The organism is gamma proteobacterium symbiont of Scutellera amethystina, from assembly GCF_059730845.1.
Window position 1 is genome coordinate 4,186,979 of sequence record NZ_AP035935.1, and the last position, 24,121, is coordinate 4,211,099.

The window sequence follows — 24,121 nt, forward strand, 5'->3', positions numbered from 1 at the left end:
CGGGCAAGGAAGCCCGCCAGTCTCTGACCATTACTGATAGTTCAGTGCGAAGTCAGCCACGCTCTGGAATTCGCCCGGGACGATAGTCTCAGAAGCGCCGCCACCCTGCAGGAAGGCTGCGAAGGAGAGCTGGTTGTTGCCGTCCATCAGTTTTTGCGCTGGTGTGGCGGTACCCAGTTCAATTTCGGTATCGCCGAAGTTGATGCCGATCGCCGCGCCTGATGCAGTACCGGTGATAGCCAGTTTGCCCGGGATAACCTGAGAGCCAGTACCGGCAAAGGTCACGGTCACTTCTTTCTTCGTTGCGGTGTCGCAGTTTTCCAGTTTGATCTGGAATGGACGCGGTGTAGAACGGCCACCGTCTTTCAGCGCCAGGTTGGAAATCTGACCCAGCTCAACCGTCTGATCGACTGAACCTGGTTCGATGGAGCATGGCGCATCAACAATCGCACCTTTAAACGTCACAGTACCGTTACCTTCACCTGCTGCCATCGCAGAACCCGCCACCAGAGACATAGACAGACCTAAAGCCACAACGATTTTGTTCATGTTCATTTGCTGATTTCCATTTAGGTGAATAAAACAAGGAGCGCGTTCTGCGTCGGTCTTATTCAATTTGCTGTGTATAGAAAAATTTAATTACTTATATTTTTCCTGATGGCCGTCCACATCATTTTTGTGGTTGTCGTCCTCAAGTGGTGCCAACGATAGAGATCAATTTTGCCCTGCGCAACGGTATTTTCGTTATATATGATCAAAAACAACACTCACAAATCCATTATGTTTTAACGGTTATTAAAGCCATTTAAATCAATGGATTGACACAATTCACAGCTTTGCATCAGTGTTTTAATGATTTTAATCAAGGGAAAAACCCTGCCCGTTCACAAGCTGGCGATAATTACCGCAGGTCAATTCACGCAGTAGCTATTTTTTCGCCAGATTAAAACGTTATTTATCTCTGCATTCACAACCTTGATATTTTTATCGCCTGAAAACATCGGTCAATAACAATAAACGCGATTGTTAAAGGCCTGGCACCCTGCTGTGCGTTTACGCCTATCATGCCGGGAGCACCCTCGCTATAATTCGAAGAACATTTCCTGAATGAGTAGAAGCTTATGATCCGCAGTATGACCGCATACGCCCGCCGTGAAGCCAAAGGCAGCTGGGGCAGCGCCGCCTGGGAACTGCGTTCCGTCAACCAGCGTTACCTCGAAACCTATATCCGCCTGCCGGAGCAGTTTCGCAGCCTGGAGCCGGTGATTCGCGAACGCATCCGCAACCGCCTGACGCGCGGCAAAATCGAGTGCAACCTGCGCTTCGACGCCGATGCCAGCGCCCAGGGTGAGCTGCAGCTGAATGAGTCGCTGGCTAAACAGCTGGTGCAGGCGGCGAACTGGGTGAAGATGCAGAGTGATGAAGGCGCAATTAACCCGCTGGATATTCTGCGCTGGCCGGGCGTGATGACCGCGCAGGAGCAGGATCTGGACGCCATCAACGCGGAACTGCTGGCGGCGCTGGATGGCGCGCTGGACGATTTCATCATTGCGCGTGAAAGTGAAGGCAACGCGCTGAAAGCGCTGATCGAACAGCGGCTGCAGGGCGTGACCGAGCAGGTCAGTAAAGTACGTGCGCAGATGCCAGAAGTGCTGAAATGGCAGCGCGAGCGTCTGGTGAGCAAGCTGGAAGAAGCTGAGGTACAGCTGGAGAACAATCGCCTTGAGCAGGAACTGGTGATGATGGCCCAGCGTATTGATGTAGCCGAAGAGCTGGATCGCCTCGATGCGCACGTAAAAGAGACTTACAACATTCTGAAGAAGAAAGAAGCCGTCGGCCGTCGCCTCGACTTTATGATGCAGGAGTTCAATCGCGAGTCGAACACCTTGGCATCGAAATCGATTAATGCGGACATTACCGCCTCAGCGATTGAGCTTAAGGTGTTGATCGAGCAGATGCGCGAGCAGATTCAGAACATCGAGTAACGCTTATCTCTGTAAAGCCCTGCTCAGGGCTTTATCTTTCCTTGCTAACAGCAGCCATTACGCCGGTTTGTATAGCGCCTGGTTGCTGGATCGCACGGTTTTACGGCCTGCCGCAGGTATGCGGTGAGATTTTGCTGCACACCGTAGCCATAGGGTAAGCCTGATTGAGCTATAACGCTTCCATATAGACACAATAGTGTCTGAGCATGGCTTTTTTAGCGTCAAATGGACATTACTGTGTCTGGAACTGGCTTGCAGAAGCTACCAGTTGCAGTGGTAGACCAATATTTAATTTTCGCAATGTAAGGATTATTGCCTGAATGATGAACAACTGTGTCTGTTACTGACCGAAAATGACATATAAATCTGGCCAGCCAATCCACCAACCTATTGTTTTTAAGCAGTTTAAACCCAATCCGATTTCATTCTCACGCCAGTTAGTGCACGATCCATCAATCATCTGAATCCTGAAGATTGCAGAGTTTACATATCTTATACGGCACTATTTGCTAAAGTGCCGGTCGTAATAACTACAGTTGTACCGCACCGGGAACCATGGACCGACTTCTTCGCGCGTTACATTCACTCCTGACATGAAGGCGCTATGAAGAAAACCGGGCAGTTCTGTTCCAAACTTTTGCATCCCCGCTACTGGTTTACCTGGTTCGGGCTGGCAGTGCTCTGGCTGCTGGTGCAGCTCCCCTATCCTTTATTAATCCGGCTGGGTGCGACAGCGGGCCGGCTATCACGCCACTTCCTGAAGCGGCGCGAACGCATCACGCGGCGTAACATCGAACTCTGCTTCCCGCACATTAATGAAGCCGAGAAAGAGATGATGATTGCCGGCAATTTTGAGTCGCTGGGCATGGCGCTGGCGGAAACCGGCATCGCCTGGTTCTGGTCCGATGCGCGCGTGCGTCAACTTTTTCAGGTGCACGGCATCGCCAATCTTCAGCATGCGCAGAGCCAGCAGCGCGGCGTGATGGTGATTGGCGTGCACTTTATGTCGCTGGAGCTGGGTGGCCGTATCACCGGACTGTGCCAGCCGATGATGGCCATGTATCGCCCGCACAATAATCAGGCGATGGAGTGGGCGCAAACCAAAGGGCGCATGCGATCCAATAAAGCAATGATTGATCGACGCGATCTGCGCGGCATGGTTCAGGCGCTGAAACAGGGCGAAGCCGTCTGGTTCGCGCCGGATCAGGACTACGGCCCGAAAGGCAGCGTGTTTGCTCCACTGTTCGCGGTCGAGAAAGCGGCCACCACCAATGGCACCTTTGTGCTGTCGCGGCTGGCGAAACCGGCGATGCTGACCATCGTGCTGATTCGTAATGCGCGCAAAGACGGCTATCAGCTGATCATTCAGCCGCAGCTGGAAAACTACCCGCATGATGATGAAGCGGCCGCCGCGGCGTACATGAATCGGGTGATTGAGAAAGAAATTCTGCGCGCGCCTGAGCAATATCTGTGGCTGCATCGCCGCTTTAAAACCCGTCCGCCAGGCGAAGCTTCACTTTACGTCTAACCAGCGCTCGTGAATGATAGTCCGCACCAAGACATAACCTGCGGACTATTATAATGGAACACACTGAGACAGCAGGCTGGCTGCGACCGCTGCACGCCGACCGGCTTACGCCCTACCTGGAAGTTGATGCTGCGCGCCTGCAGCGTAACCTGCAACGGATGCAACAGAAAGCCGATGCCGCCGGCGTCGCGCTGCGTCCCCATATTAAAACCCATAAAAGCGTCTGGATCGCTGAACAGCAGCGCCAGCTGGGTGCGCGCGGCATTACCGTGTCGAAACCGAGCGAAGGCGTGGCTTTTGTGCTCGGCGGGGCACGCGATGTGCTGCTGGCCTATCCCGTGGTGCACGCCGCCGCGCTGACCGAACTGCTGCAGCTGGCGGCACAGCATCAGGCACGCATTACCTGCATCGCAGATTGCGCGGCGGGCGTGAGCGCCATTGCCGCCGCCCATCAGCAGCAGCCGGACTGCGCGCTGGCGATCGCCATTAAAGTGGATGTGGGTCTGCATCGCGTTGGCGTCGATCCGCATAGCGATAGCGCGCTGACGCTGGCGCAGCAGATTGTCGCCAGCGGATTGCCCTTCGCCGGGCTGATCTCGCATGCGGGTCATGCGTACGCTGCGGGTCATGCCACGGCGATAGCTGAGGTGGCGCAGCAGGAGATCGCGCTGATGCGTGACCTGCAACGGCGGCTGCTGGATGCCGGCTTTGTTCCTTGTCCCATCTCGGTTGGCTCCACGCCCACGGCGCTGGCGGCACCGGTAGCCGCTGGCAGCGATGAAATTCGTCCCGGCAATTATGCCCTGCTGGATCTCACTGCCTGGCGTCTGGGCTTGTGTGAGGCGGATGCGCTGGCGTTAACGGTCGTGACGCGCGTGGTGGCCGTTAATCCTTATTACGCCATCATTGATGCCGGCTCCAAAATGCTGAGCTCGGACAAAGGCCCGCACGGCACCAATGCCAGCGGTTTCGGCATCGCGGTGGACGAGCATGGCCATCAGTATGAAGTGCAGAAGTTGTCGGAAGAGCACGGCTTTTTAACCTATGGCGAACATGCGCCTGCGGTTGGCGCCCTGTTGCGCATCTTCCCTAACCACAGCTGCGCGGTGGTGGCGCAATCCGATCGCTTCGTGCTGCGTCAGCCCGACGGCAGCGCCGGACTGCATGACATTCAGGGCCGCGGTCGTTTTATCTGACAGAAAACGCTGTTGCAGCACACTTCCGTCACCGGGCCATTTGCAGTCCGGTGACCTTCAGTTAAGGTGACAGGCGATGTTTCAGGTTTAATTTGTCGTTTACCTGCCCCGCGGAGGCTCCATGCTGCCATCTCAGACAGTGACGCTCACCATTCCCCGTAACTGGTTAGATCTGTACGAAACCATCTGGAAACCCGAATGTTTTGCGAAGTGGGCCAGCGGCCTGAGCAGCAGAACGCTGACGCAGGAAGGCCAGTACTGGAAAGCGAAAGGCCCGGAAGGCACAGTGAAGATTCGTTTCACTCCCTATAACCCGTTTGGCGTGATGGATCACTGGATCGACACCGGCAGCGGTAAAGAGATTTATATGCCGATGCGGGTCATTGCCAACGAGCAGGGTGCCGAAGTCGTCATGGTGGTTTATCGCCAGCCGCTGATGTCTGACGAGAAGTTCGCCGGGGATGTTGCCTGGGTAAAACGCGATCTTGAGCGCCTCCTTCATCTGTTAACCCATTAGAATCAATGCATTATCCCACCAGCCACCCTTTATCCTCCGCTGGACGTAATCGTTAAAAAGCAGCATTTTTTTCGCGCAGCGGTGTTTAACTGTTTCACCGCGCGCAAAGCGCATTTTCGCACCATTCACCAGTCTGGCTAAAGCGTCGTAACCGGGAAAATTCCTGGTCGTGCCGGACTGGCGAGAGCTGAGTGCTTCTGATTTATCTCTGTTTTTTCCTGTGCGCTGACTTGTTCAACTTTGCAGCGCCATTAAAGGTGGAAAAAAACTAATAAATTGTAAAGATCAGAATTTATATATTCACATCCATATTCTGAAACCATTTATTCCTGCAGTCGATTTATAGGAGTTTTCTTATGGTGTTAATTTAAATAAAACACGGTATAACTCCTTCACACACAGCAGCACTTAATAATAAAAACAGCAGGGACATAACATGGATCGATCAACCTATCCTTTGTTATCTGAAAAAGAATTTGTTGAGATTGCCAGACGGATACTGGCCGGGAAATATAATAATGCAAAAGGATTTTATAACGATCTCGCGGATTTCCTCCTGACCGGAGGAGATACCGCGCAGACGCCACAACAATTACGCGCCAGGGGCATCATTTTATTATCAGAGCATCACTTAATTAACAGCATCGCGACGTGGCCGGTACTGAAAGGTATCTCAGGACTGCGACAGGAAGCGCTGCATTGATGTGATCTGTACTCTGGGCCGCCGCCCGGGTGAACCCTTAATTGCACTGGTACATGTACCATAATGAGCAGAGTATGGCGATACGCGAAAGAAATCTGGCCAGCGCCAAATGGTCAGTGTTGTCATCCATAAAAATCGTTGGCATTGGGGTATTACAGCTTTCACTGCTGGCGCAAATCCTGCAGGCAAATGAGCTCAATTTGCTCGCGATTGCCGTAGTGATATTATTAGTGATTGATACACTAGCCGATCGCGGCTTCGGTAACGCACTTATTCGCTATCAAAGTTTAAATAACAGCGAACTCTCGACGCTTTACTGGGGTAATGTATTAAGCGGTTTATTTATTTTTGCCGTGCTGTTTATCGGCAGTGATATTTACAGCCGAGTAATGGGACAGCCGGAACTGGCAATTATGCTGGAGATGATTTCCGTCATCTTTATTATTATTCCGCAGGGGCAGCACTATCGCGCCATCCTGCAACGGGAAAAACAATTTACGCGCATTGCCTTTACGGAAACGTCTTCCGTGCTGGCAGGGCTGGCGGTCACGCTGTTTACCGTGTGGCTGACGCCGTCAGTGCTGTGCGCCATCTGGGGTTACCTGGCGATGGTTTCCATCAGAATGCTGATCTACTGCTACTACGGACGTCCCTGGTTCCAGCCGGAGTACCGTTTTAGCCTGAAAGCTTTCGCCGCAGTGCGAGCAAGAAACGGATAATAACAACAAGTCTGTATGGTGGGCTCTGGGCATCTGCAAGATGCGTTCGCGTGCTGGTTACCAGCACGCTTTTTTCTTTTTATGCTTCCAGTAACTCTTCCAGCGAATGATAAGCCAGCTCGCTCAGCTTGCCATTGCGGTGCAGGCGCAGCCATCCCACCAGCATGCGCAGCTCGTCAATCACCATAAACAGATCGGCCATGTCGTTTTTGCTTTTCACCTGCAGGCGGGTTAGCGCATTCAGCTTGTGTGCATTGACCGTTTTATGGCTGATACCGAGCCGGTTACCAATCTGCTCCGTGTTATAGCCCCACGCCAACATCAGCAGCACCCGTAGCTGCCGGTCCGGTAGCAGAATGTCAGCCCCCTCCTGCAACTGCGGTATCCCGCCGGCGATACAGGCCAGCAGGCAACGACACAGCGCGGTGTGTGAGGACTTTAAATCGAGAACACTGAGTCCGGGCAGATAACGACTGAGAGCGTGCATCATCGGCAACAGACGTCGGGTCAGCACCAGCATCTGCATGGCCGGAAACTGCTGCTGCAGCGCATACAGCACTTTGAAGGTGCCACTCAGCGGCATATTTTCGTGAAAGATAAACACCAGCAAGCGGGGTCGCAGCTTTTCACACTGCGAGATGACGGTACTGAGCGACCAGAGCTCATGCACCCGGCAGCCTACCGGTAAGGCCGTCAGCAGGCTTTCCAGCCCGAGTGCCGCCAGCTTATCGGAGGAGTAATAGAGGATGTCTTCGCTGTGTTTTTTCATGCCTGTCCAGAGTTGCTGCACGTCGCGCCCGTAAATGATGAGCCTGAATGAGCAGGCATTAATCAGGTACGACACATCATCGGCGAAACTTAAATCAGGGTCGTTCCGCCGTCTCGCATCATTTTTATTGATGCGAAAACACCGGCTGATAACCGCAGTTCCTCTTTAACAAGCCCATCAGCAGGCTCACCATCAGGATGGCTAATCCGAAAACATTTTTTTAGAAAATCTCAGTGGTCTACACTCTGGGAAATCTTTAGCCTTGCCGCCAGTTTACTGGAGTGCTCTATGTTATTAACCGTCCTGTACATCATTGGTATTACCGCCGAAGCAATGACCGGTGCGCTGGCGGCAGGCCGACGCAAAATGGACCTGTTCGGCGTCATTATTATTGCGTCGGTCACGGCGATTGGCGGCGGCTCGGTGCGCGATATTCTGCTGGGCCACTATCCGCTCGGCTGGGTGAAACACCCGGAATACATCATGATCGTCGCGGCGGCGGCCGTGGTCACCACCTTTGTCGCGCCGCTGATGAATCATCTGCGTAAAGTGTTTCTGGTGCTGGATGCGCTGGGTCTGGTGGTGTTCTCGATTATCGGCGCACAGGTTGCGCTGGATTCCGGCCATGCGGCGATCATCGCCGCCATCGCCGCAGTCATCACCGGCGTTTTTGGCGGCGTGCTGCGCGATATGTTCTGCAACCGCATTCCGCTGGTATTCCAGAAAGAGCTGTATGCCGGTATCGCTTTTGCCTCCGGCTGGATGTATATCCTACTGCTGAAAACACCGCTGGCGCATGAAGTGGTGGTGATCATCACGCTACTGTTCGGCTTCTTCGCCCGCCTGCTGGCGCTGCGCTTCCGTCTCGGTCTGCCGATTTTCAACTACCCCCACCCCGAGCACTGACGGCTGCGCCGGGATATTCTGCTGCTGCAGAAAGTGAATCAGCGACTGCAGGCGCGCATCCTGCAGCATCGTCACCAGCCGCTGTGCCAGGACGTTGCCGATACCCGGCAGCTGCTGCCAGCTGTCGGCTGAACGCGCCAGCAGCTGCGACCACTGCGTATCGGGCAACGCCTGGAGTGCCGTGCGCGGCAGCGGTAAGCCCAGCGCGCTGATCCAGCGGCGCAGCGGCTGCTGGCGCGTCAGGTTAAAACGATGCCAGATCTGCCGGGCGCGTACGGTGGAGATGCCCTGTGCCTGCGCAATCTGCTCTGGCGTGAGCGTCAGCCAGGAGAACAGGTGGCTGACGCTGCCGCCGTCCAGCAGGCGCTGCCAGCTACTGCGCTGCATGCCAGCAATATCCAGTACCGACTTATGACTTAGCCAGCTGAGACGCGACAGAAACTGCGCGCGACACCCTGCGCTGAAGTGCAGGCAGCTCAGCGGATTGAATGCGTCGTCCTGCGGCGGCGACGGATAGTCGCGCTGCGCCACGCGCCAAATCACTCGTTCCAGCCGCGGAATACCCAGCCCGGCCAGCGACAGCGTGACCTGATCGCCGGCGATCACATCCCACTGCTTCCAGCGACGCAGCGAGCCCAGATTGACCCGCCGGACGGTTTTATCCTCCAGCTGCACCGGCTGCAGGTTCAGCACCACGGCAATTTTTCCGGTGCGTCCGACGTTGAAATCCACCGACAGCACCTCGCTGCTGACTTCGGCAGGCTGATATTTCCACGCGGCCGACCAGCTGCCCTGTCCGGGCTGCCAGTCGCGCCCGACGCGCTGCGGTGACTGGTGAATCACCACACCATCGGTGACAAAAGGCAGCGGCTGGCGATACCAGCGCTCACGCCAGGCCGCGACCTCCTCTTCATTACTGACCTGGCGGCTCCACTGCTGCGTCAGGGCAAAGCCCCACTGCGTAAGCTGTGCCAGCCGCGCCTGCATCATCGGCGGCCCATCCGGCCATGCCCAGATAAACACGCCAATGCGCGACAGCAGCGGACTGGCTTCGCGCCGCATCATGGCGCCCGCCACCTGGGCGCGCGCATTCTGACCGCCATCGCGCACCTGCTGGTGATCGGTCATCGTCAGGAACAGCTCACCCTGCAATACCACTTCCGCACGGTCGGTCGTGATATGCTGCGGGATCGCCGCAATGTGCGGCGCTTTCGCCAGCCACTGTTCACCGCGCAGTCCGTCGCCCCGGCTGATCAGGCCAGCCAGTTCGCCGTGGCGATACATCAGCGTCACCGCCACGCCATCGACTTTTGGCTGCACCCACAGCGCCGGTTTATCCTGCATCCAGTAGGCCACCGCCAGCTTGTCACGCAGCTTGCGTACGCCGGTATGCGCCACCGGGTGCAGCGTGCTGCCGTCGGTGCTGAGCTGTGCTGCATAGCCGGGCAACGCCGGCGTGAAGCAGCGCTGCCACTGCTGTAAGCGCTGCTGCAGGCTGTCGTAATCGGCATCGCTTACCGGGCTTTGCCCCTGACGGTAGTAGGCATCATCCCAGTGGCGCAGCTGGTTGTGCAGCACGCCCATCTCCTGTTCAGCGCGCACCGGTGACCAGTTGGGACAAACCGCCATCCCATTCGCACATCCCGCCAGCAACATCGCACCCAGCCATATCCATCCTTTCATCGTCGCCTCCTTTTTTGCTGATTGCAGCGTGCCGCGGTGAGTGACACCAGCGTTAAAAAGCCGATTGTGGAGCGAGGCTGACGGATTTTTGTGCGAATTGCAGAAAGTTGCGCTGCCGCTGGAGGGCGCGCACAGAAAAAGAATTGCCGCGTGCGGGCGGCAAACGCTGCGTGCTGCGCTTAAGCCGTGTATACTGTGCAGGAAATCGACTCCGCTCTTTACTCAATTCAAGATAACCATGGCTCAAGGCACGCTCTATATTGTTTCCGCCCCCAGCGGCGCAGGTAAATCCAGCCTGATTCAGGCGCTGTTAAAGACACAACCGCTGTACGATACGCAGGTGTCTGTTTCTCATACCACCCGCGGCGTGCGCCCCGGCGAAGCGCATGGTGAACACTACTTTTTCGTCTCAAAGCCTGAATTCGAACGCATGATCGCCGAGGATGCTTTCCTTGAGCATGCGGAAGTGTTTGGCAATTATTACGGCACCTCACGCGCGGCGATTGAGCAGGTGCTGGCGACCGGCGTTGACGTGTTTCTCGACATTGACTGGCAGGGCGCACAGCAGATTCGCCAGAGAATGCCGGCCGCCCGCAGTATCTTTGTTCTGCCGCCGTCCACCGAAGAGCTGGATCGCCGCCTGCGCGGCCGCGGTCAGGACAGCGAAGAGGTGATCGCCCGCCGCATGGCGCAGGCAGTGGCAGAAATGAGCCACTATGCCGAATACGATTATTTGATTGTTAATGATGATTTCGATCTGGCGCTGTCGGATCTGAAAACCATTATTCGCGCAGAACGTCTGCGTATGGGTCGCCAGAAAGCGCGACATGATGCTTTAATCAGCAAACTATTGGCAGTCTGAAGTCACTTTCAGTATTATGCCCAGTCATTTCTTCATCATCTGTGGAGTAGCACACCTATGGCACGCGTAACCGTTCAGGACGCAGTAGAGAAAGTTGGTAACCGTTTTGACCTGGTGTTGGTCGCTGCACGTCGTGCACGTCAGATGCAGGTAGGCGGCAAAGATCCGCTGGTTCCGGAAGAGAACGATAAAGCCACCGTTATCGCCCTGCGCGAAATCGAAGAAGGCCTGATCACCAACCAGATTCTGGATGTCCGTGATCGTCAGGAACAGCAAGAGCAGGAAGCCGCTGAGTTACAAGCCGTTACCGCTATCGCTGAAGGTCGTCGTTAACAGCACTCTGCAGGTCAACCTTGTATCTGTTTGAAAGCCTCAATCAGCTGATTGAAAAATACTTGCCTGAGGAGCAAATCAAGCGCCTCAAGCAAGCTTACCTTGTCGCACGTGATGCCCACGAGGGCCAGACACGCTCCAGCGGCGAACCCTATATCACCCATCCCGTTGCGGTTGCCTGCATTCTGGCCGAGATGAAGCTCGACCACGAAACGCTGATGGCGGCGCTGCTGCATGATGTGATTGAGGATACGCCCGCCACCTATCAGGACATGGAACAGCTGTTCGGAAAAAGCGTGGCCGAGCTGGTGGAAGGCGTTTCCAAGCTCGATAAGCTGAAATTCCGCGATAAGAAAGAAGCGCAGGCTGAAAACTTCCGCAAAATGATCATGGCGATGGTGCAGGACATTCGCGTCATCCTGATCAAACTGGCTGACCGCACGCACAACATGCGCACGCTGGGCGCGCTGCGTCCGGATAAAAAACGGCGCATCGCGCTGGAAACGCTGGAAATTTACAGTCCTCTGGCGCACCGCCTAGGTATTCATCACCTGAAAACGGAACTGGAAGAGCTCGGCTTTGAAGCGCTCTATCCAAACCGTTTCCGCGTGATTAAAGAGGTAGTGAAAGCGGCGCGCGGTAACCGTAAAGAGATGATTCAGAAGATCCTGTCGGAAATCGACGGGCGTCTGCAGGAAGCCGGCATTCCGTGCCGCGTCAGCGGACGCGAAAAGCATCTCTATTCGATCTACCGCAAAATGCACCTGAAAGAGCAGCGATTTCACTCGATCATGGATATTTATGCCTTTCGCGTCATCGTGAAAGACCTTGATACCTGCTATCGCGTGCTCGGTCAGATGCACAGCCTGTACAAACCGCGTCCCGGACGCGTGAAAGATTACATCGCCATTCCCAAAGCCAACGGCTATCAGTCACTGCACACCTCGATGATCGGCCCGCACGGCGTGCCGGTTGAGGTACAAATCCGTACCGAAGATATGGATCAGATGGCGGAGATGGGGGTGGCGGCCCACTGGGCTTATAAAGAAGCTGGCGAAAGCGGTACTACCGCGCAAATTCGCGCCCAGCGCTGGCTGCAAAGCCTGCTGGAGCTGCAGCAGAGCGCTGGCAGCTCGTTTGAATTCATCGAGAGCGTAAAATCCGATCTGTTCCCGGATGAGATCTACGTGTTTACGCCGGAAGGCCGCATCGTCGAACTGCCCGCGGGCGCCACGCCGGTGGATTTCGCCTATGCGGTGCACACCGATATCGGCCACGCCTGCGTCGGTGCGCGCGTTGATCGCCAGCCGTATCCGCTGTCGCAGGCGCTGACCAGCGGCCAGACGATTGAAATCATTACCGCCCCTGGCGCCCGGCCAAATGCCGCGTGGCTCAACTTTGTGGTCAGCTCAAAAGCGCGTGCCAAAATTCGCCAGCTGCTGAAAAACCTCAAGCGCGAAGATTCCGTTAACCTCGGCCGTCGTCTGCTGAGCCATGCGCTCGGCGGCAGTAAAAAGCTGGCCGAAATTCCGGCGGAGAATATTCAGCAGGAGCTGGAGCGTATGAAGCTCTCCAGCATCGACGATCTGCTGGCGGAGATTGGCCTCGGCAATGCCATGAGCGTGGTGGTGGCGAAGAACCTGCTGCAATCCGGTAGCGAACCGTCATCTGGCAGCAGTAAGCGCAGCAAAAAGCTGCCAATCAAGGGCGCTGATGGCGTGCTGATTACCTTCGCCAAGTGCTGCCGTCCCATCCCTGGCGACCCGATTGTCGCGCATGTCAGCCCCGGTAAAGGGCTGGTGGTTCATCACGAATCCTGCCGTAACATTCGCGGCTACCAGAAAGAACCGGAAAAATTCATGCCGGTTGAATGGGATAAAGTGACCGATCAGGAGTTTGTCGCCGAGATTAAGGTGGATATGTTTAACCACCAGGGCGCGCTGGCCAACCTGACCGCGGCAATCAATACCGCAGGTTCGAATATTCAAAGCCTCAATACCGAAGAGCGTGACGGTCGCGTTTACAGCGCCTTCATCCGCCTCACCGCGAACGATCGCGTCCATCTGGCCAATATCATGCGTAAAATCCGCGTGATGCCGGACGTGATTAAAGTTCACCGTAACCGTAATTAGTGCATGAACGCTCAACGTTTTGCTCGTATCCAGGAGATGCTGGCCATGCGCCAGCACGATCTCACCGTCTGCATGGAGCAGGTGCATAAGCCGCACAATGTCTCTGCGGTGATCCGCACCGCCGACGCCGTCGGCATCCACGAAGTGCACGCCGTATGGCCCAGCGTGCGTATGCGCACCATGGTGTCCGCGTCGGCGGGCAGTAACAGTTGGGTGAAGGTGAAAACCCATCGCCACATTGCTGATGCGGTGCGCCATCTGAAAGATCGCGGCATGCAGGTGCTGGCGACCCATCTGTCAGACAAAGCGGTCGATTTCCGCGAGATCGATTACACCAAACCGACCTGTATTTTGATGGGCCAGGAGAAAACCGGCATCACCGCTGAAGCGCTGGCGCTGGCCGACCGCGATATCATCATTCCGATGGTCGGTATGGTGCAGTCGCTGAATGTCTCCGTGGCCTCCGCGCTGATTCTGTATGAAGCCCAGCGTCAGCGGCAAAACGCCGGCATGTATCGCCGCCAGCACAGCCTGCTGGACGAGGATGAGCAGCAGCGCCTGCTGTTTGAGGGCGGTTATCCGGTGCTGGCGCGCGTAGCGAAGCAGAAAGGCCTGCCCTATCCGCACATCAACGCGCAGGGCGAAGTCGAAGCCGATGCCGCCTGGTGGTCCACCATGCAAGCGACGGGTAAAAAATGAAAGGCCGTCTGCTGGATGCCATTCCGCTCAGTACCCTGACCGGCGTCGGCGCCAGCCAGGCGGGTAAGCTGGCGAAACTCGGCCTGTTTACCATTCAGGATCTGCTGCTGCACCTGCCGCTGCGCTACGAAGACCGCACCCAGCTGTACAAAATTAACGATCTGCTGCCCGGCATCTGGGCAACGGTGGAAGGTGAAGTGCTGCACAGCGAAATCACCTTTGGCCGCCGTCGCATGCTGGTATGCCAGATCAGCGACGGCAGCGGCGTGCTGACGATGCGCTTCTTCAATTTCAACGCCGGCATGAAAAACAGCCTGGCGCCGGGCCGTCGCGTCACCGCTTATGGCGAGATCAAACGCGGCCAGCGCGGCGCTGAAATCATTCATCCGGAGTATCGCGTCCAGGGCGAGTTGGGTGGCGTTGAGCTGCAGGAAACCCTGACGCCGGTCTATCCCACCACCGAAGGGATTCGCCAGGCCACGCTGCGTAATCTCACCGATCAGGCACTGACGCTGCTGGAGAGCTGCCCGATTGCCGAGCTGCTGCCGCCGGAATTGAGCGGCGGTCTGATCAGTCTGCCGGAGGCGCTGCGCACCCTGCACCGGCCGCCGCCGGACCTGCGCCTGAGCGAGCTGGAAACCGGCCGTCATCCGGCGCAGAAGCGTCTGATTCTCGAAGAGCTGCTGGCGCACAATCTCAGCATGCTGGCAGTACGCGCCGGCGCTCAGCGCCATCACGCCCTGCCCATGCCGGCACGCCATGAACTGGTGGATAAACTGCTGGCCGCGCTGCCATTCTCGCCCACCGCGGCGCAGCGGCGCGTTGTCGCAGAGATTGAGCGCGATCTGGCGCACGACTTCCCGATGATGCGCCTGGTGCAGGGTGATGTCGGCTCCGGTAAAACGCTGGTGGCTGCGCTGGCGGCGCTGAATGTGATCGCCCACGGCAAGCAGGTAGCGCTGATGGCGCCGACCGAGCTACTGGCTGAACAGCACGCCAGTAATTTCCGCCAGTGGTTTGCGCCGCTTGGCATAGAGGTTGGCTGGCTGGCCGGAAAGCAGAAAGGCAAAGCGCGCGAAGCGCAGCAGGAGGCGATTGCCAGCGGTCAGGTGGCGATGGTGGTGGGCACGCATGCGCTGTTCCAGGAACAGGTGAAATTCAACGGCATGGCGCTGGTGATCATTGATGAGCAGCACCGTTTCGGCGTGCATCAGCGGCTGGCGCTGTGGGAAAAAGGCGAAGAGCAGGGTTTCCATCCGCATCAGCTGATCATGACCGCCACCCCGATTCCGCGCACCCTGGCGATGACGGCCTACGCCGATCTCGATACCTCAACCATTGACGAACTGCCGCCGGGCCGTACGCCGGTGACCACGGTGGCAATTCCCGATACCCGCCGCAGCGACATCATCACCCGGGTGCAAAGCGCCTGCCATGAAGGCCGTCAGGCCTATTGGGTGTGTACGCTGATCGATGAATCCGACGTGCTGGAAGCGCAGGCGGCGGAAGCCACCTGGCAGGAGCTGAAAGTGGCGCTGCCGGACCTGCAGGTCGGTCTGGTACACGGGCGTATGAAGCCGGCGGAGAAACAGGCGGTAATGGCGGCGTTCAAGGCCAACGAAATCCAGCTGCTGGTGGCTACCACGGTGATTGAGGTTGGCGTGGATGTGCCCAACGCCAGCCTGATGATCATCGAAAACCCGGAACGGCTTGGTCTGGCGCAGCTGCATCAGCTGCGCGGACGCGTTGGCCGCGGTGCCGTCGCCTCACACTGCGTGCTGCTGTATAAAGCGCCGCTGAGTAAAACCGCGCAGAAACGCCTGCAGGTGCTGCGCGACAGCAACGACGGTTTTGTCATCGCCCAGCACGATCTGGAAATTCGCGGTCCGGGTGAACTGCTCGGCACGCGCCAGACCGGCAACGCCGAGTTTAAAGTCGCCGATTTACTGCGCGATCAAAGCATGATTCCGGAAGTTCAGCGCGTGGCGCGCCATATCCACCAGCATTATCCCGAACAGGCTCAGGCGCTGATCGAGCGCTGGCTGCCGGAAACCGAGCGCTACAGCCACGCTTAATCCAGCTGCGGCTGTCGATCCACTGCCATAAAATCCCCGACGAAGCGCTGTAACAGGCGCGTTAACTCAGCGCGCTCTTCAGCTGGCCAGCCAGCGAACAGCTGCTGATAGATCTGGGTGCGCGCCACGTCGACTTTATCCGTCATCGCTTTTCCCGCCGCCGTGATCACCGCCTCATTGATCCGCTTGTCTCTGGCATTTTTCTGCCGCTGCGCCAGCCCCAGCTCTTCCAGCTTCGCCACCTGGCGGCTGACAGTGGTGTAATCGCGCCCGGCGCGATCGGCCAGCTCGACCACGCCGAGGGGACCAAAGCGGCCAATCTGGATCAGCAACGGAAACAGGGCGCGATCCAGCTGGATACCGGACTCTTTTATTAATAATTCATCGCGTTGCGGACGATTAAAGGTGCCGACGATCATCAGCAGCGCGTTGTGCAAATCATCGAAGCCGGCATTATTATGTGTATTTTGCACGCTTTTCATTGACGTCATCCCAGAGCAGGCCTAATGTGTGCATATTACACATATTATCCGATGAACTGAAGGTGAAACATGAAAGCAGCTATTGTCAGTGCCGCAGGTGAGAAACCGGTATGGGGCGATTTCCCGGCACCGCAGGCCGATGAACAGCATGTGGTGGTAACGGTGAAGGCCGCCGCCATCAGCCAGCTGGCGAAAGCGCGAGCTGCCGGCGCCCATTACAGCGCCGATAGCCACTATCCGTTTATCGCCGGTATTGATGGCACCGGCACGCTGAGCAACGGCGATCCGGTCTATTTTCTCGCCTTTAGCGCACCGTGGGGCAGTATGGCGCAGCAGACCCGGGTGCCGGCTGCGGCGGTGGTTGCGCTGCCGCCGACGCTTGATCCGCTGCTGGCTGCGGCAATCGCCAATCCCGGCATGTCCTCGTGGGCCGCACTGACGCGTCGCGCGCAGTTTCAGGCGGGTGAAACCGTGCTGATCAACGGTGCAACCGGCACCTCCGGCGGGCTGGCGGTGCGCATTGCGCGTCACCTCGGTGCCGGGAAAATCATCGCCACCGGCCGTAACCGCGCGGTGCTGGAGCAGCTGCGCACGCAGGGTGCGGATATCATCCTGACGCTGGATGAACTGCCCGGCGCGCTGCCAGCGCTGATGCAGCAGGGCATTGATGTGGTGCTGGATTATCTGTGGGGCCAGAGTGCGCTCGACATCATGCACGCGGCGGTGGCCGGCGGTGAGAAAACGGTGCGCTTCGTGCAGATTGGCTCGCTCAGCGGGCAGGAGATCGCGCTGCACAGTAAACTGCTGCGCTCATCCGGGCTGACGCTGATGGGCAGCGGACTGGGCAGCGTCTCTGACAGCGAACTGATCGCCTGCATTGGTGAGATGCTGAACGCCGCCGCTGAAAGTGACTTCTCCATCGCTTTTCAGCAGCGTCCGCTGAGTGAGGTAGAGCAGGCGTGGCAGCAGGATGACAGCCGCTGCCGCACGGTGTTTACGCTCTAGATCAATCGCAACTAAAAGGGGCATTGCAAACGATTGCTTTCACAACGCAACCGTTTAAAATCGCCCCTTTGTTGTTATTGAGAAGCCACCATGTCCGTCAATACTGCTGAATCCCGCCAGCCTGCCACTGCGCCAGGCGAGAGCAAAAGTGAACTGATTTACCGTCTTGAAGATCGTCCGCCGCTGCCGCAAACGCTGTTTGCCGCCTGCCAGCATCTGCTGGCGATGTTTGTGGCGGTGATTACCCCGGCACTGCTGATCTGCCAGGCGCTCGGCTTACCGGCGCAGGACACGCAGCACATCATCAGCATGTCGCTGTTTGCTTCGGGCGTGGCGTCCATTCTGCAAATCAAAACCTGGGGACCGGTGGGTTCTGGCCTGCTGTCGATTCAGGGCACCAGCTTTAACTTTGTCACGCCGCTGATCATGGGCGGTATGGCGCTGAAAAACGGCGGTGCCGATGTACCGACCATGATGGCGGCGCTGTTTGGTACCCTGATGGTGGCTTCATGTACCGAGATGTTGCTGTCACGCGTGCTGCACCTCGCACGGCGCATCATCACTCCGCTGGTGTCCGGCATTGTGGTGATGATTATCGGTCTGTCGCTGATTCAGGTCGGCCTGACCTCGATTGGCGGTGGCTTCGCCGCCATGAACGATCACAGCTTTGGGGCGCCGAAAAATCTGCTGCTGGCCGGTGCCGTGCTGGTGGTTATCATCCTGCTCAACCGCCAGCGCAACCCTTATCTGCGCGTCGCGTCGCTGGTGATCGCCATGGTAGTGGGTTATGCGCTGGCCTGGGCGCTGGATATGCTGCCCGCTACCTCAGCACCAACCAACCAGGGGCTGCTGACCGTGCCGTCGCCGCTCTATTACGGCCTGGGTTTTGACTGGAATCTGCTGATCCCGCTGATGCTGGTGTTTATGGTGACCTCGCTGGAAACCATCGGCGATATTACCGCCACCTCCGATGTCTCCGAACAGCCGGTCAGCGGTCCGCTGTATATGAAGCGTCTGAAAGGCGGCGTACTGGCCAATGGTCTCAACTCGTTTGTGTCGGCGCTGTTCAACACCTTCCCTAACTCCTGCTTTGGTCAGAACAACGGGGTGATTCAGCTGACCGGCGTGGCCAGCCGCTACGTGGGCTTTGTGGTGGCGCTGATGCTGATCGTACTCGGCCTGTTCCCGGCGGTGAGCGGCTTTGTGCAGCATATTCCGGAACCGGTACTGGGCGGTGCCACCATCGTGATGTTTGGTACCATTGCCGCTTCCGGCGTGCGCATTGTTTCGCGCGAGCCGCTCAATCGCCGTGCCATTATGATCATCGCGCTGTCGCTGGCGGTGGGCCTTGGCGTATCGCAACAGCCGCTGATTCTGCAATTTGCCCCGGACTGGCTGAAAACCCTGCTGTCATCCGGCATCGCCGCCGGGGGTATCACCGCTATCGTGCTTAACCTCGTCTTTCCGCAGGAAAAGTAATGCTGCTGGCAGGCTACGGCCTGCCTGTTATTTATCCGCTTTTTCATCCAGGCTGTTGAGCTGTAACGGTAATTCAGGCATAACAACCACTCACCGGATAAATATCGGGATGGATGGATGCGATGAAATTTTTAGGCAAGTTTTTCCTTACCTTGTTACTGCTGATTCTGCTGGCGCTGGTGGTTCTCTATGTGCTGCTGCAAACCCAGTGGGGCGCAGGCTGGTTTAGCCGTTGGGTAAGCGATAAAACCGCCTGGCATTTGTCGCTGAGTAAGATTGAGCACAACTTCTCCTCGCCTTCCCACATCATCCTGGATGACTTCAGCTTCGGCCACGACGGCCAGCCGGCGGTACTGGTGGCGAAGCGCGTCGATCTCGGTCTGGCACTGGTGCAGTTCAGCGATCCGCTGCATTTCGACAGCATTGAAGTGCGCGACGGCGACATCAACCTCGCTAACCAGTCACCACAAACCACGCTGCCGATTCAGGCCAACCGGCTGCAGCTCAATAATGTGCAGATCGAAAGCCCGCACAGCGCCCTGCCGCTGGCGGCGCAGCGGGTCAACGGCGGCATTGTGCCGTGGAAGCCCACGCCTGACGATATGCTGGGCAGCGATGCGCAGTTCCAGATGAGCGCAGGTGCCATGACGCTGGACGGCGTCGCCGGTAACAACGTGCTGCTGCAGGGCAATATCGCCAAACGCCGGCTGGTGCTGAGCAATATCGGCGCCGATCTGGCGCGCGGCTCAATGACCGGACGGGCCGAGCGCGACGCGCAGGGTAACTGGCAAATCAACCAGCTGCGTCTTAACGATATTCGCCTGCAAACCCAGCAGAGCCTGAGCGAGTTCCTCAGTCCGCTGCGTGACGTGCCTTCGGTGAGCATTAACCGGCTGGATATGACCGATGCGCGCCTGCAGGGCCCGGACTGGGCGGTGACCGATCTCGATCTGACCCTGAAGAACATTACGCTGCGCGGCGATGACTGGCAGAGCGACGACGGTTCGCTGGCCATGAACGCCGGCAACTTTATTAACGGCAGCTTTGAACTCAACGATCCGATCGTCAACGCCGAATTCTCACCGCAGGGCATTCAGCTGACGCAGTTCAGCTCCCGCTGGGTCAACGGCGTGATTCGCGCCAGCGGCAGCTGGACGCGCAGCGACAAGCGCCTGACGCTTGACGATTTAGCCATTGCCGGCCTGGAATACACGCTGCCGCAAAACTGGCGCGATCGCTGGCAGCAGACGCTGCCGGGCTGGCTGGATAGCGTGCTGGTGAAGCGTGCGACCGCTAACCGTAATCTGGTGATTGATATCAATCCGGCCTTCCCGTTCCAGATGACCGCGCTTGATGGTAATGCAGAGAATCTGCTGCTGGCGCGCCAGCATCAATGGGGCATCTGGGCGGGCAAAGCCAGCTTTAACGCGGCGGAAGCCACCTTTAACCGCACCGATTTGCGCCATCCGTCGATTAGCCTGAACGCCAGCGATCGGCAGATTGAGGTCAGCGAGATGAGCGCCTTCAACGGCAGCGGATTACTGGAAGGCACGGCAACCGCAGGGCAGGAAGCACAGCGTCCGTTTACGCTGAACCTGAAAGGCCAGGCGGTGCCGGCAAACGTGCTGCAAAACTGGGGCTGGCCTGCGCTGCCGCTGAGCGGTAGCAGTAATTTGCAGCTGCAGCTGAAGGGCTCGCTCAGCGCGGGCGCACCGTTGCGTGCCAGCGCAGAAGGTAGTTTGTCGGTGACCACGGATACGCAGTCGCTGCAGCAGACGATGCGTGGCGGGCAGGTGCAGTGATTGCATGATCGATCGCGCTAAAAAGCGCGATGCGGGCGAGTCAGGCCATCGCCAATCGCACAATTCTTGTAGCGGCGCGATTTATCGCGCAATAAATTGCGCCGCTACCAAAAATGCAACTGTTGTTGAATGCATTTGAATCTTAGCTGGCAAGCATTACGCCATGCAGAGTGACCCTGTGGTTTTGTTGCGCGCTGCGTGGTTAATTAATGCGCGCGCCTGAACCGCCCTCTTCCAGCGGCCCGTCGGGATCGGCGGGTAACACGATGTAGACACCTTCAAACACCGCGCCCAGTTCATCATCCCCAAACAGCTCCACCTCCATCTGTACGCGTGCTTTTCGTCCGCGCGCCAGCCGGTCGAGATCGCCGCTCAGCGAGCCGAGATCGGCGATGGCGCCGGGCCGTCCGCTGATGGGTTTGCTATAGCGTATATGTGCATCGGCCAGAATAATGGTGCCACCGAGATGGCGTTCGCGCAGCAGCAGCCAGATCAATCCCCAGCCGGTGAGCGTGGCGAGTGAAAACAGGCTGCCGGCAAACAGCGTATGGTGCGGGTTCTGGTTGCCGGCTTCCGGCATGGTGGTAACAAACTTCTGCCCGGTATACTGCAGAATGCGCACGCCCATCTTTTCGCTCAGCGGGATGTGTTCGTACCACGCCTGCTGCAGCTGTCCACACCAGTCGGCGCGATGCAGAATATCATCCAGCGTCACCACCGGTTTAATCATCAGGAAGTGACGCACCGGCGTGGTTTGCGGTGCGGTAATTTCGCCCTGATTGACAAAGCCGAGCTTGGCAAAGAACTCCACCGCATCCTCGCGCGCGCTACAGGTGACGCGTTTGGCCCCTTCCTGGCGCGCCACCGACTCCAGCGTCATCGCCACCAGCGTACCCAGCCCTTTGCCCTGCACCGACGGATGCACCGCCAGAAAGCGGATCGCCGCTTCATTTTCCGCATTGATATACAGCCGGCCCACCGCTACCGGTTTGCCGTGCTCATCCACCACCATCTGGTGATGCGCCAGCGCATCCCAGGCATCACGTTCTGAGCCCTGCGGCTGGCGCAGCGGCTTCCGTAACATTTCCCAGCGGAACTGGTAATACATATCCAGCTCTTCCGCCGTTTGCGGTACGCGAAGATGATACATAAAGTGATTCTCTCGTTCGGAGCTTGCGTGGCTGATCCCTTGCCGCTCGGCTAAAAATCTCACACCTGTAACCAGAAGGTCACCGGACCATCGTTAATCAGCGAAACCTGCATATTGGCGGCGAAGCGCCCGTTGGCGGTGGTGACGCCCAGCGCCCGGCAGCGATCGCTGAAGTCGTGATAGAGGCGCTCGGCTTCCGCCGGGTGCGCGCCGCCAGAGAAAGAGGGACGCATGCCTTTTTGCGTGTCGGCCGCCAGGGTGAATTGCGAAACCACCAGCACGCTACCGCCTGTCTGCTGTACGCTGAGATTCATTTTGTCGTTCTCATCGCCAAAGATGCGGTAGCCCAGCACTTTCTCCGCCAGGCGCTGTGATTTCTGCTCGTCATCGCCCTTTTCCACCCCCAGCAGCACCAGCAGACCGGCGCCAATTTCGCCCACCGTGGCGTTATCCACGCTGACGCTGGCGCGCGTCACACGCTGAATCAAAGCAATCATGTTTCCTCTCGTTCTTTATCGCGTTCCTGCTGTTTTAACTGGCGATAGTCATCCAGCGTGACGGTCACTTCCGCGCCTAACAACACGATACACCAGGTCCAGTAAACCCACAGAAACAGGATGGGGATCACCGCCAGCACGCCGTAAATTAACTGATACGAAGGAAACATCGTAACATAGAGCGCAAAGCCTTTTTTGCCCAGCTCGAACAGCAGACCCGCGACCACCGCACCTATCAACGCATCGCGTCCCGGCACACGCCGCGTCGGCACAATGCTGTATAGCAGCCAGAAGGCGAGAATCGACAAAACCAGCGGGAAGATGCGCAGCGCCTGATCGATCAGGCTGGTGACGCCGGTCACGTTCACCCAGCGCAGCGACAGCAGATAGGAGCTGATGGCCAGACTGGCACCGGCCAGCAGCGGTCCCAGCGTCAGGATCATCCAGTAGACCGCAAAGGAGTAGACCATCGGGCGCGGCTTGTCGCTGCGCCAGATGGCGTTGAGCGCGCTGTCGACCGAGTGCATCAGCAGCAGCGCAGTGACAATCAGCCCGACCGCCCCCACCGCCGTCATTTTGTTGACGTTGGCGACAAACTGATCGAGATAGCGCTGAATCACATCCCCGGCGGCCGGCATGAAGTTAGTGAAGATGAAGTTCTTCAGCTGCACGCTGATGTCGGAGAACACCGGGAAGGCGGCAAACAGCGCGAATACCACGGCAACCAGCGGCACCAGCGCCAGCAGCGACACGTAGGCCAGATTACCGGCCTGCGTGGTCATGTTGTCTTCATCGATGCGGCGCCACAGCAGTTTAATCCACAGGAAAAACGCATGCGCCGAGTGGCGCAGATGAGTTCGCATGGTCACTCAGCGACGGCTCGCAAACCAGTCAGGCACGGTTTTCGCATCTTCGACCAGCACGCTCTCAATGCCCAGCGCGCGCGCCGCATCAACATTGGCCTGGTTGTCATCAAAGAATACCGCCTGATCGGCGGTGAAGCCTTCATGCTCCAGTACATAGTGCCAGATGCGCGCTTCCGGTTTGCGCATGCCGATATCCTGCGACATATAGATGTGGTCGGCAGCCTGTTGCACTTCCGGATACTGCGTTGGCCAGAACTCGAAATGCAGCTGGTTGGTGTTAGACAGAATCACCACGCGCTCGCCGCTGGCGCGCAGCTGGTTCATGATCGCCAGCGTTTCCGGACGCACGCCGACAAACACCGCCTGCCAGCCAGCGGTGAACTGCGGATAGCTCAGGGCAATATCGAGCTGGTCACACAGCCGGGCGGCAAACTCCGGGTCGCTGATTTCGCCCCGCTCGTGCTGCTCGAAGGTCTCGTCCATGCGAAAACGGCTCTGCAGCGTGGCAAGCGGCACGCGTCCCAGATCGCTCCAGACGCCGAGTACCCGATTGAAATCGATATCAACAATCACATTGCCTAAATCAAAGATGTACAGCATGACACCTCTCCTCTACGTTCCCTGGATCATTCACTCTAGCGGTAAAAGGCAAGCCTGAACAGGTACGCTTAGGGGAAATCCGCATTCCGCAAGCGGGGTCTGATTTCGTGCGGGTCGCGCTGCCTCAGACGGC

Annotated in this window: 23 protein-coding genes; 15 read left to right on the forward strand and 8 right to left on the reverse strand. The window is 57.6% G+C overall.

Features of this window, described 5'->3' with window-relative positions; all coding sequences use genetic code 11:
- Window positions 1-30: 30 nt before the first annotated feature.
- Window positions 31-555 carry a fimbrial protein gene (locus tag AC6I79_RS19780; RefSeq protein WP_021507095.1) on the reverse strand — a complete coding sequence of 175 codons (525 nt, stop codon included), beginning with the start codon at window positions 553-555 and terminating at the stop codon, window positions 31-33.
- Between the two features lie 566 nt (window positions 556-1,121).
- On the opposite strand from AC6I79_RS19780, the gene AC6I79_RS19785 reads away from it, so the two are divergent.
- From AC6I79_RS19785 to AC6I79_RS19810, 6 genes are all read left to right on the forward strand, one after another.
- A complete protein-coding gene (locus AC6I79_RS19785; RefSeq protein ID WP_021507096.1) occupies window positions 1,122-1,985 on the forward strand; it encodes a YicC/YloC family endoribonuclease in 864 nt (287 codons plus the stop codon).
- Window positions 1,986-2,589: 604 nt separating this feature from the next.
- Window positions 2,590-3,513: a kdo(2)-lipid IV(A) palmitoleoyltransferase gene (gene lpxP / locus AC6I79_RS19790; RefSeq protein ID WP_058780491.1), complete on the forward strand. Its 924-nt coding sequence runs from the start codon at window positions 2,590-2,592 to the stop codon at window positions 3,511-3,513.
- A 53-nt stretch (window positions 3,514-3,566) separates the two neighbouring features.
- Entirely contained in the window at window positions 3,567-4,709 is a 1,143-nt protein-coding gene (locus tag AC6I79_RS19795; RefSeq protein ID WP_104094262.1) for an alanine racemase, read from the forward strand.
- Window positions 4,710-4,830: 121 nt separating this feature from the next.
- Window positions 4,831-5,226: a hypothetical protein gene (locus AC6I79_RS19800; protein WP_058771009.1), complete on the forward strand. Its 396-nt coding sequence runs from the start codon at window positions 4,831-4,833 to the stop codon at window positions 5,224-5,226.
- 436 nt (window positions 5,227-5,662) lie between these two features.
- Window positions 5,663-5,929: a hypothetical protein gene (locus AC6I79_RS19805; protein ID WP_058771008.1), complete on the forward strand. Its 267-nt coding sequence runs from the start codon at window positions 5,663-5,665 to the stop codon at window positions 5,927-5,929.
- A 74-nt stretch (window positions 5,930-6,003) separates the two neighbouring features.
- Window positions 6,004-6,648, forward strand: coding sequence for an oligosaccharide flippase family protein (locus AC6I79_RS19810; protein WP_058771007.1), 645 nt, complete (start codon window positions 6,004-6,006; stop codon window positions 6,646-6,648).
- Between the two features lie 79 nt (window positions 6,649-6,727).
- Here the strand turns inward: AC6I79_RS19810 and AC6I79_RS19815 are convergent, their stop codons facing one another.
- Entirely contained in the window at window positions 6,728-7,417 is a 690-nt protein-coding gene (locus AC6I79_RS19815; RefSeq protein ID WP_498027490.1) for a response regulator transcription factor, read from the reverse strand.
- Window positions 7,418-7,705: 288 nt separating this feature from the next.
- On the opposite strand from AC6I79_RS19815, the gene AC6I79_RS19820 reads away from it, so the two are divergent.
- On the forward strand, window positions 7,706-8,323 hold the full coding sequence (locus tag AC6I79_RS19820) for a trimeric intracellular cation channel family protein (RefSeq protein ID WP_031279636.1): 618 nt from the start codon (window positions 7,706-7,708) through the stop codon (window positions 8,321-8,323).
- On the opposite strand, the gene ligB is transcribed toward AC6I79_RS19820, so the two are convergent.
- Complete coding sequence (gene ligB / locus AC6I79_RS19825) at window positions 8,237-10,006, reverse strand: NAD-dependent DNA ligase LigB (RefSeq protein WP_498027491.1); 1,770 nt, start codon at window positions 10,004-10,006, stop codon at window positions 8,237-8,239. The genes AC6I79_RS19820 and ligB overlap by 87 nt on opposite strands.
- A 238-nt stretch (window positions 10,007-10,244) precedes the next feature.
- Here ligB and gmk point away from each other — a divergent pair, with 238 nt between their 5' ends.
- Genes gmk through recG form a run of 5 tightly spaced genes read left to right on the forward strand, consistent with a single transcriptional unit; the run spans window position 10,245 to window position 16,107 of the window.
- Entirely contained in the window at window positions 10,245-10,868 is a 624-nt protein-coding gene (gmk, locus tag AC6I79_RS19830; protein ID WP_021507104.1) for a guanylate kinase, read from the forward strand.
- A 57-nt stretch (window positions 10,869-10,925) separates the two neighbouring features.
- On the forward strand, window positions 10,926-11,201 hold the full coding sequence (rpoZ, locus tag AC6I79_RS19835; protein ID WP_021314198.1) for a DNA-directed RNA polymerase subunit omega: 276 nt from the start codon (window positions 10,926-10,928) through the stop codon (window positions 11,199-11,201).
- A 20-nt stretch (window positions 11,202-11,221) separates the two neighbouring features.
- Window positions 11,222-13,333, forward strand: coding sequence for a bifunctional GTP diphosphokinase/guanosine-3',5'-bis pyrophosphate 3'-pyrophosphohydrolase (gene spoT, locus AC6I79_RS19840; protein ID WP_021507105.1), 2,112 nt, complete (start codon window positions 11,222-11,224; stop codon window positions 13,331-13,333).
- A gap of 3 nt (window positions 13,334-13,336) precedes the next feature.
- Complete coding sequence (gene trmH, locus AC6I79_RS19845; RefSeq protein WP_031279638.1) at window positions 13,337-14,032, forward strand: tRNA (guanosine(18)-2'-O)-methyltransferase TrmH; 696 nt, start codon at window positions 13,337-13,339, stop codon at window positions 14,030-14,032.
- Entirely contained in the window at window positions 14,029-16,107 is a 2,079-nt protein-coding gene (recG, locus tag AC6I79_RS19850) for an ATP-dependent DNA helicase RecG (RefSeq protein ID WP_459746163.1), read from the forward strand. The genes trmH and recG overlap by 4 nt, the downstream gene beginning before the upstream one ends.
- Here recG and AC6I79_RS19855 read toward each other — a convergent pair.
- A complete protein-coding gene (locus AC6I79_RS19855) occupies window positions 16,104-16,589 on the reverse strand; it encodes a MarR family winged helix-turn-helix transcriptional regulator (protein ID WP_127833485.1) in 486 nt (161 codons plus the stop codon). The two genes, recG and AC6I79_RS19855, sit on opposite strands and share 4 nt — an antisense overlap.
- 69 nt (window positions 16,590-16,658) lie before the next feature.
- Between AC6I79_RS19855 and AC6I79_RS19860 the strand changes: the two genes are divergently transcribed.
- The 3 genes from AC6I79_RS19860 (at window position 16,659) to AC6I79_RS19870 (ending at window position 20,875) form a co-directional block, all read left to right on the forward strand.
- Window positions 16,659-17,594 (forward strand): quinone oxidoreductase family protein, encoded by a 936-nt coding sequence (locus AC6I79_RS19860; RefSeq protein WP_021507109.1) that lies wholly within the window; start codon window positions 16,659-16,661, stop codon window positions 17,592-17,594.
- A gap of 90 nt (window positions 17,595-17,684) precedes the next feature.
- Window positions 17,685-19,073 (forward strand): nucleobase:cation symporter-2 family protein, encoded by a 1,389-nt coding sequence (locus tag AC6I79_RS19865; RefSeq protein WP_498027492.1) that lies wholly within the window; start codon window positions 17,685-17,687, stop codon window positions 19,071-19,073.
- A gap of 122 nt (window positions 19,074-19,195) precedes the next feature.
- Entirely contained in the window at window positions 19,196-20,875 is a 1,680-nt protein-coding gene (locus tag AC6I79_RS19870) for an AsmA family protein (RefSeq protein ID WP_058780493.1), read from the forward strand.
- A gap of 202 nt (window positions 20,876-21,077) precedes the next feature.
- Here the strand turns inward: AC6I79_RS19870 and fabY are convergent, their stop codons facing one another.
- From fabY to yihX, 4 genes are read right to left on the reverse strand one after another with little or no spacing between them, the layout of a single operon-like run.
- Window positions 21,078-22,025, reverse strand: coding sequence for a fatty acid biosynthesis protein FabY (fabY, locus tag AC6I79_RS19875; protein ID WP_021507112.1), 948 nt, complete (start codon window positions 22,023-22,025; stop codon window positions 21,078-21,080).
- 59 nt (window positions 22,026-22,084) lie between these two features.
- The gene (dtd, locus tag AC6I79_RS19880) at window positions 22,085-22,522 is read right to left on the reverse strand and encodes a D-aminoacyl-tRNA deacylase (protein WP_021507113.1); all 438 of its coding nucleotides are present in this window, start codon (window positions 22,520-22,522) and stop codon (window positions 22,085-22,087) included.
- The gene (locus AC6I79_RS19885) at window positions 22,519-23,385 is read right to left on the reverse strand and encodes a virulence factor BrkB family protein (RefSeq protein ID WP_238561347.1); all 867 of its coding nucleotides are present in this window, start codon (window positions 23,383-23,385) and stop codon (window positions 22,519-22,521) included. Before AC6I79_RS19885 ends, dtd begins: the two co-directional genes overlap by 4 nt.
- A 6-nt stretch (window positions 23,386-23,391) precedes the next feature.
- Window positions 23,392-23,988, reverse strand: coding sequence for a glucose-1-phosphatase (gene yihX, locus AC6I79_RS19890; RefSeq protein WP_021507115.1), 597 nt, complete (start codon window positions 23,986-23,988; stop codon window positions 23,392-23,394).
- Window positions 23,989-24,121 lie beyond the last annotated feature (133 nt).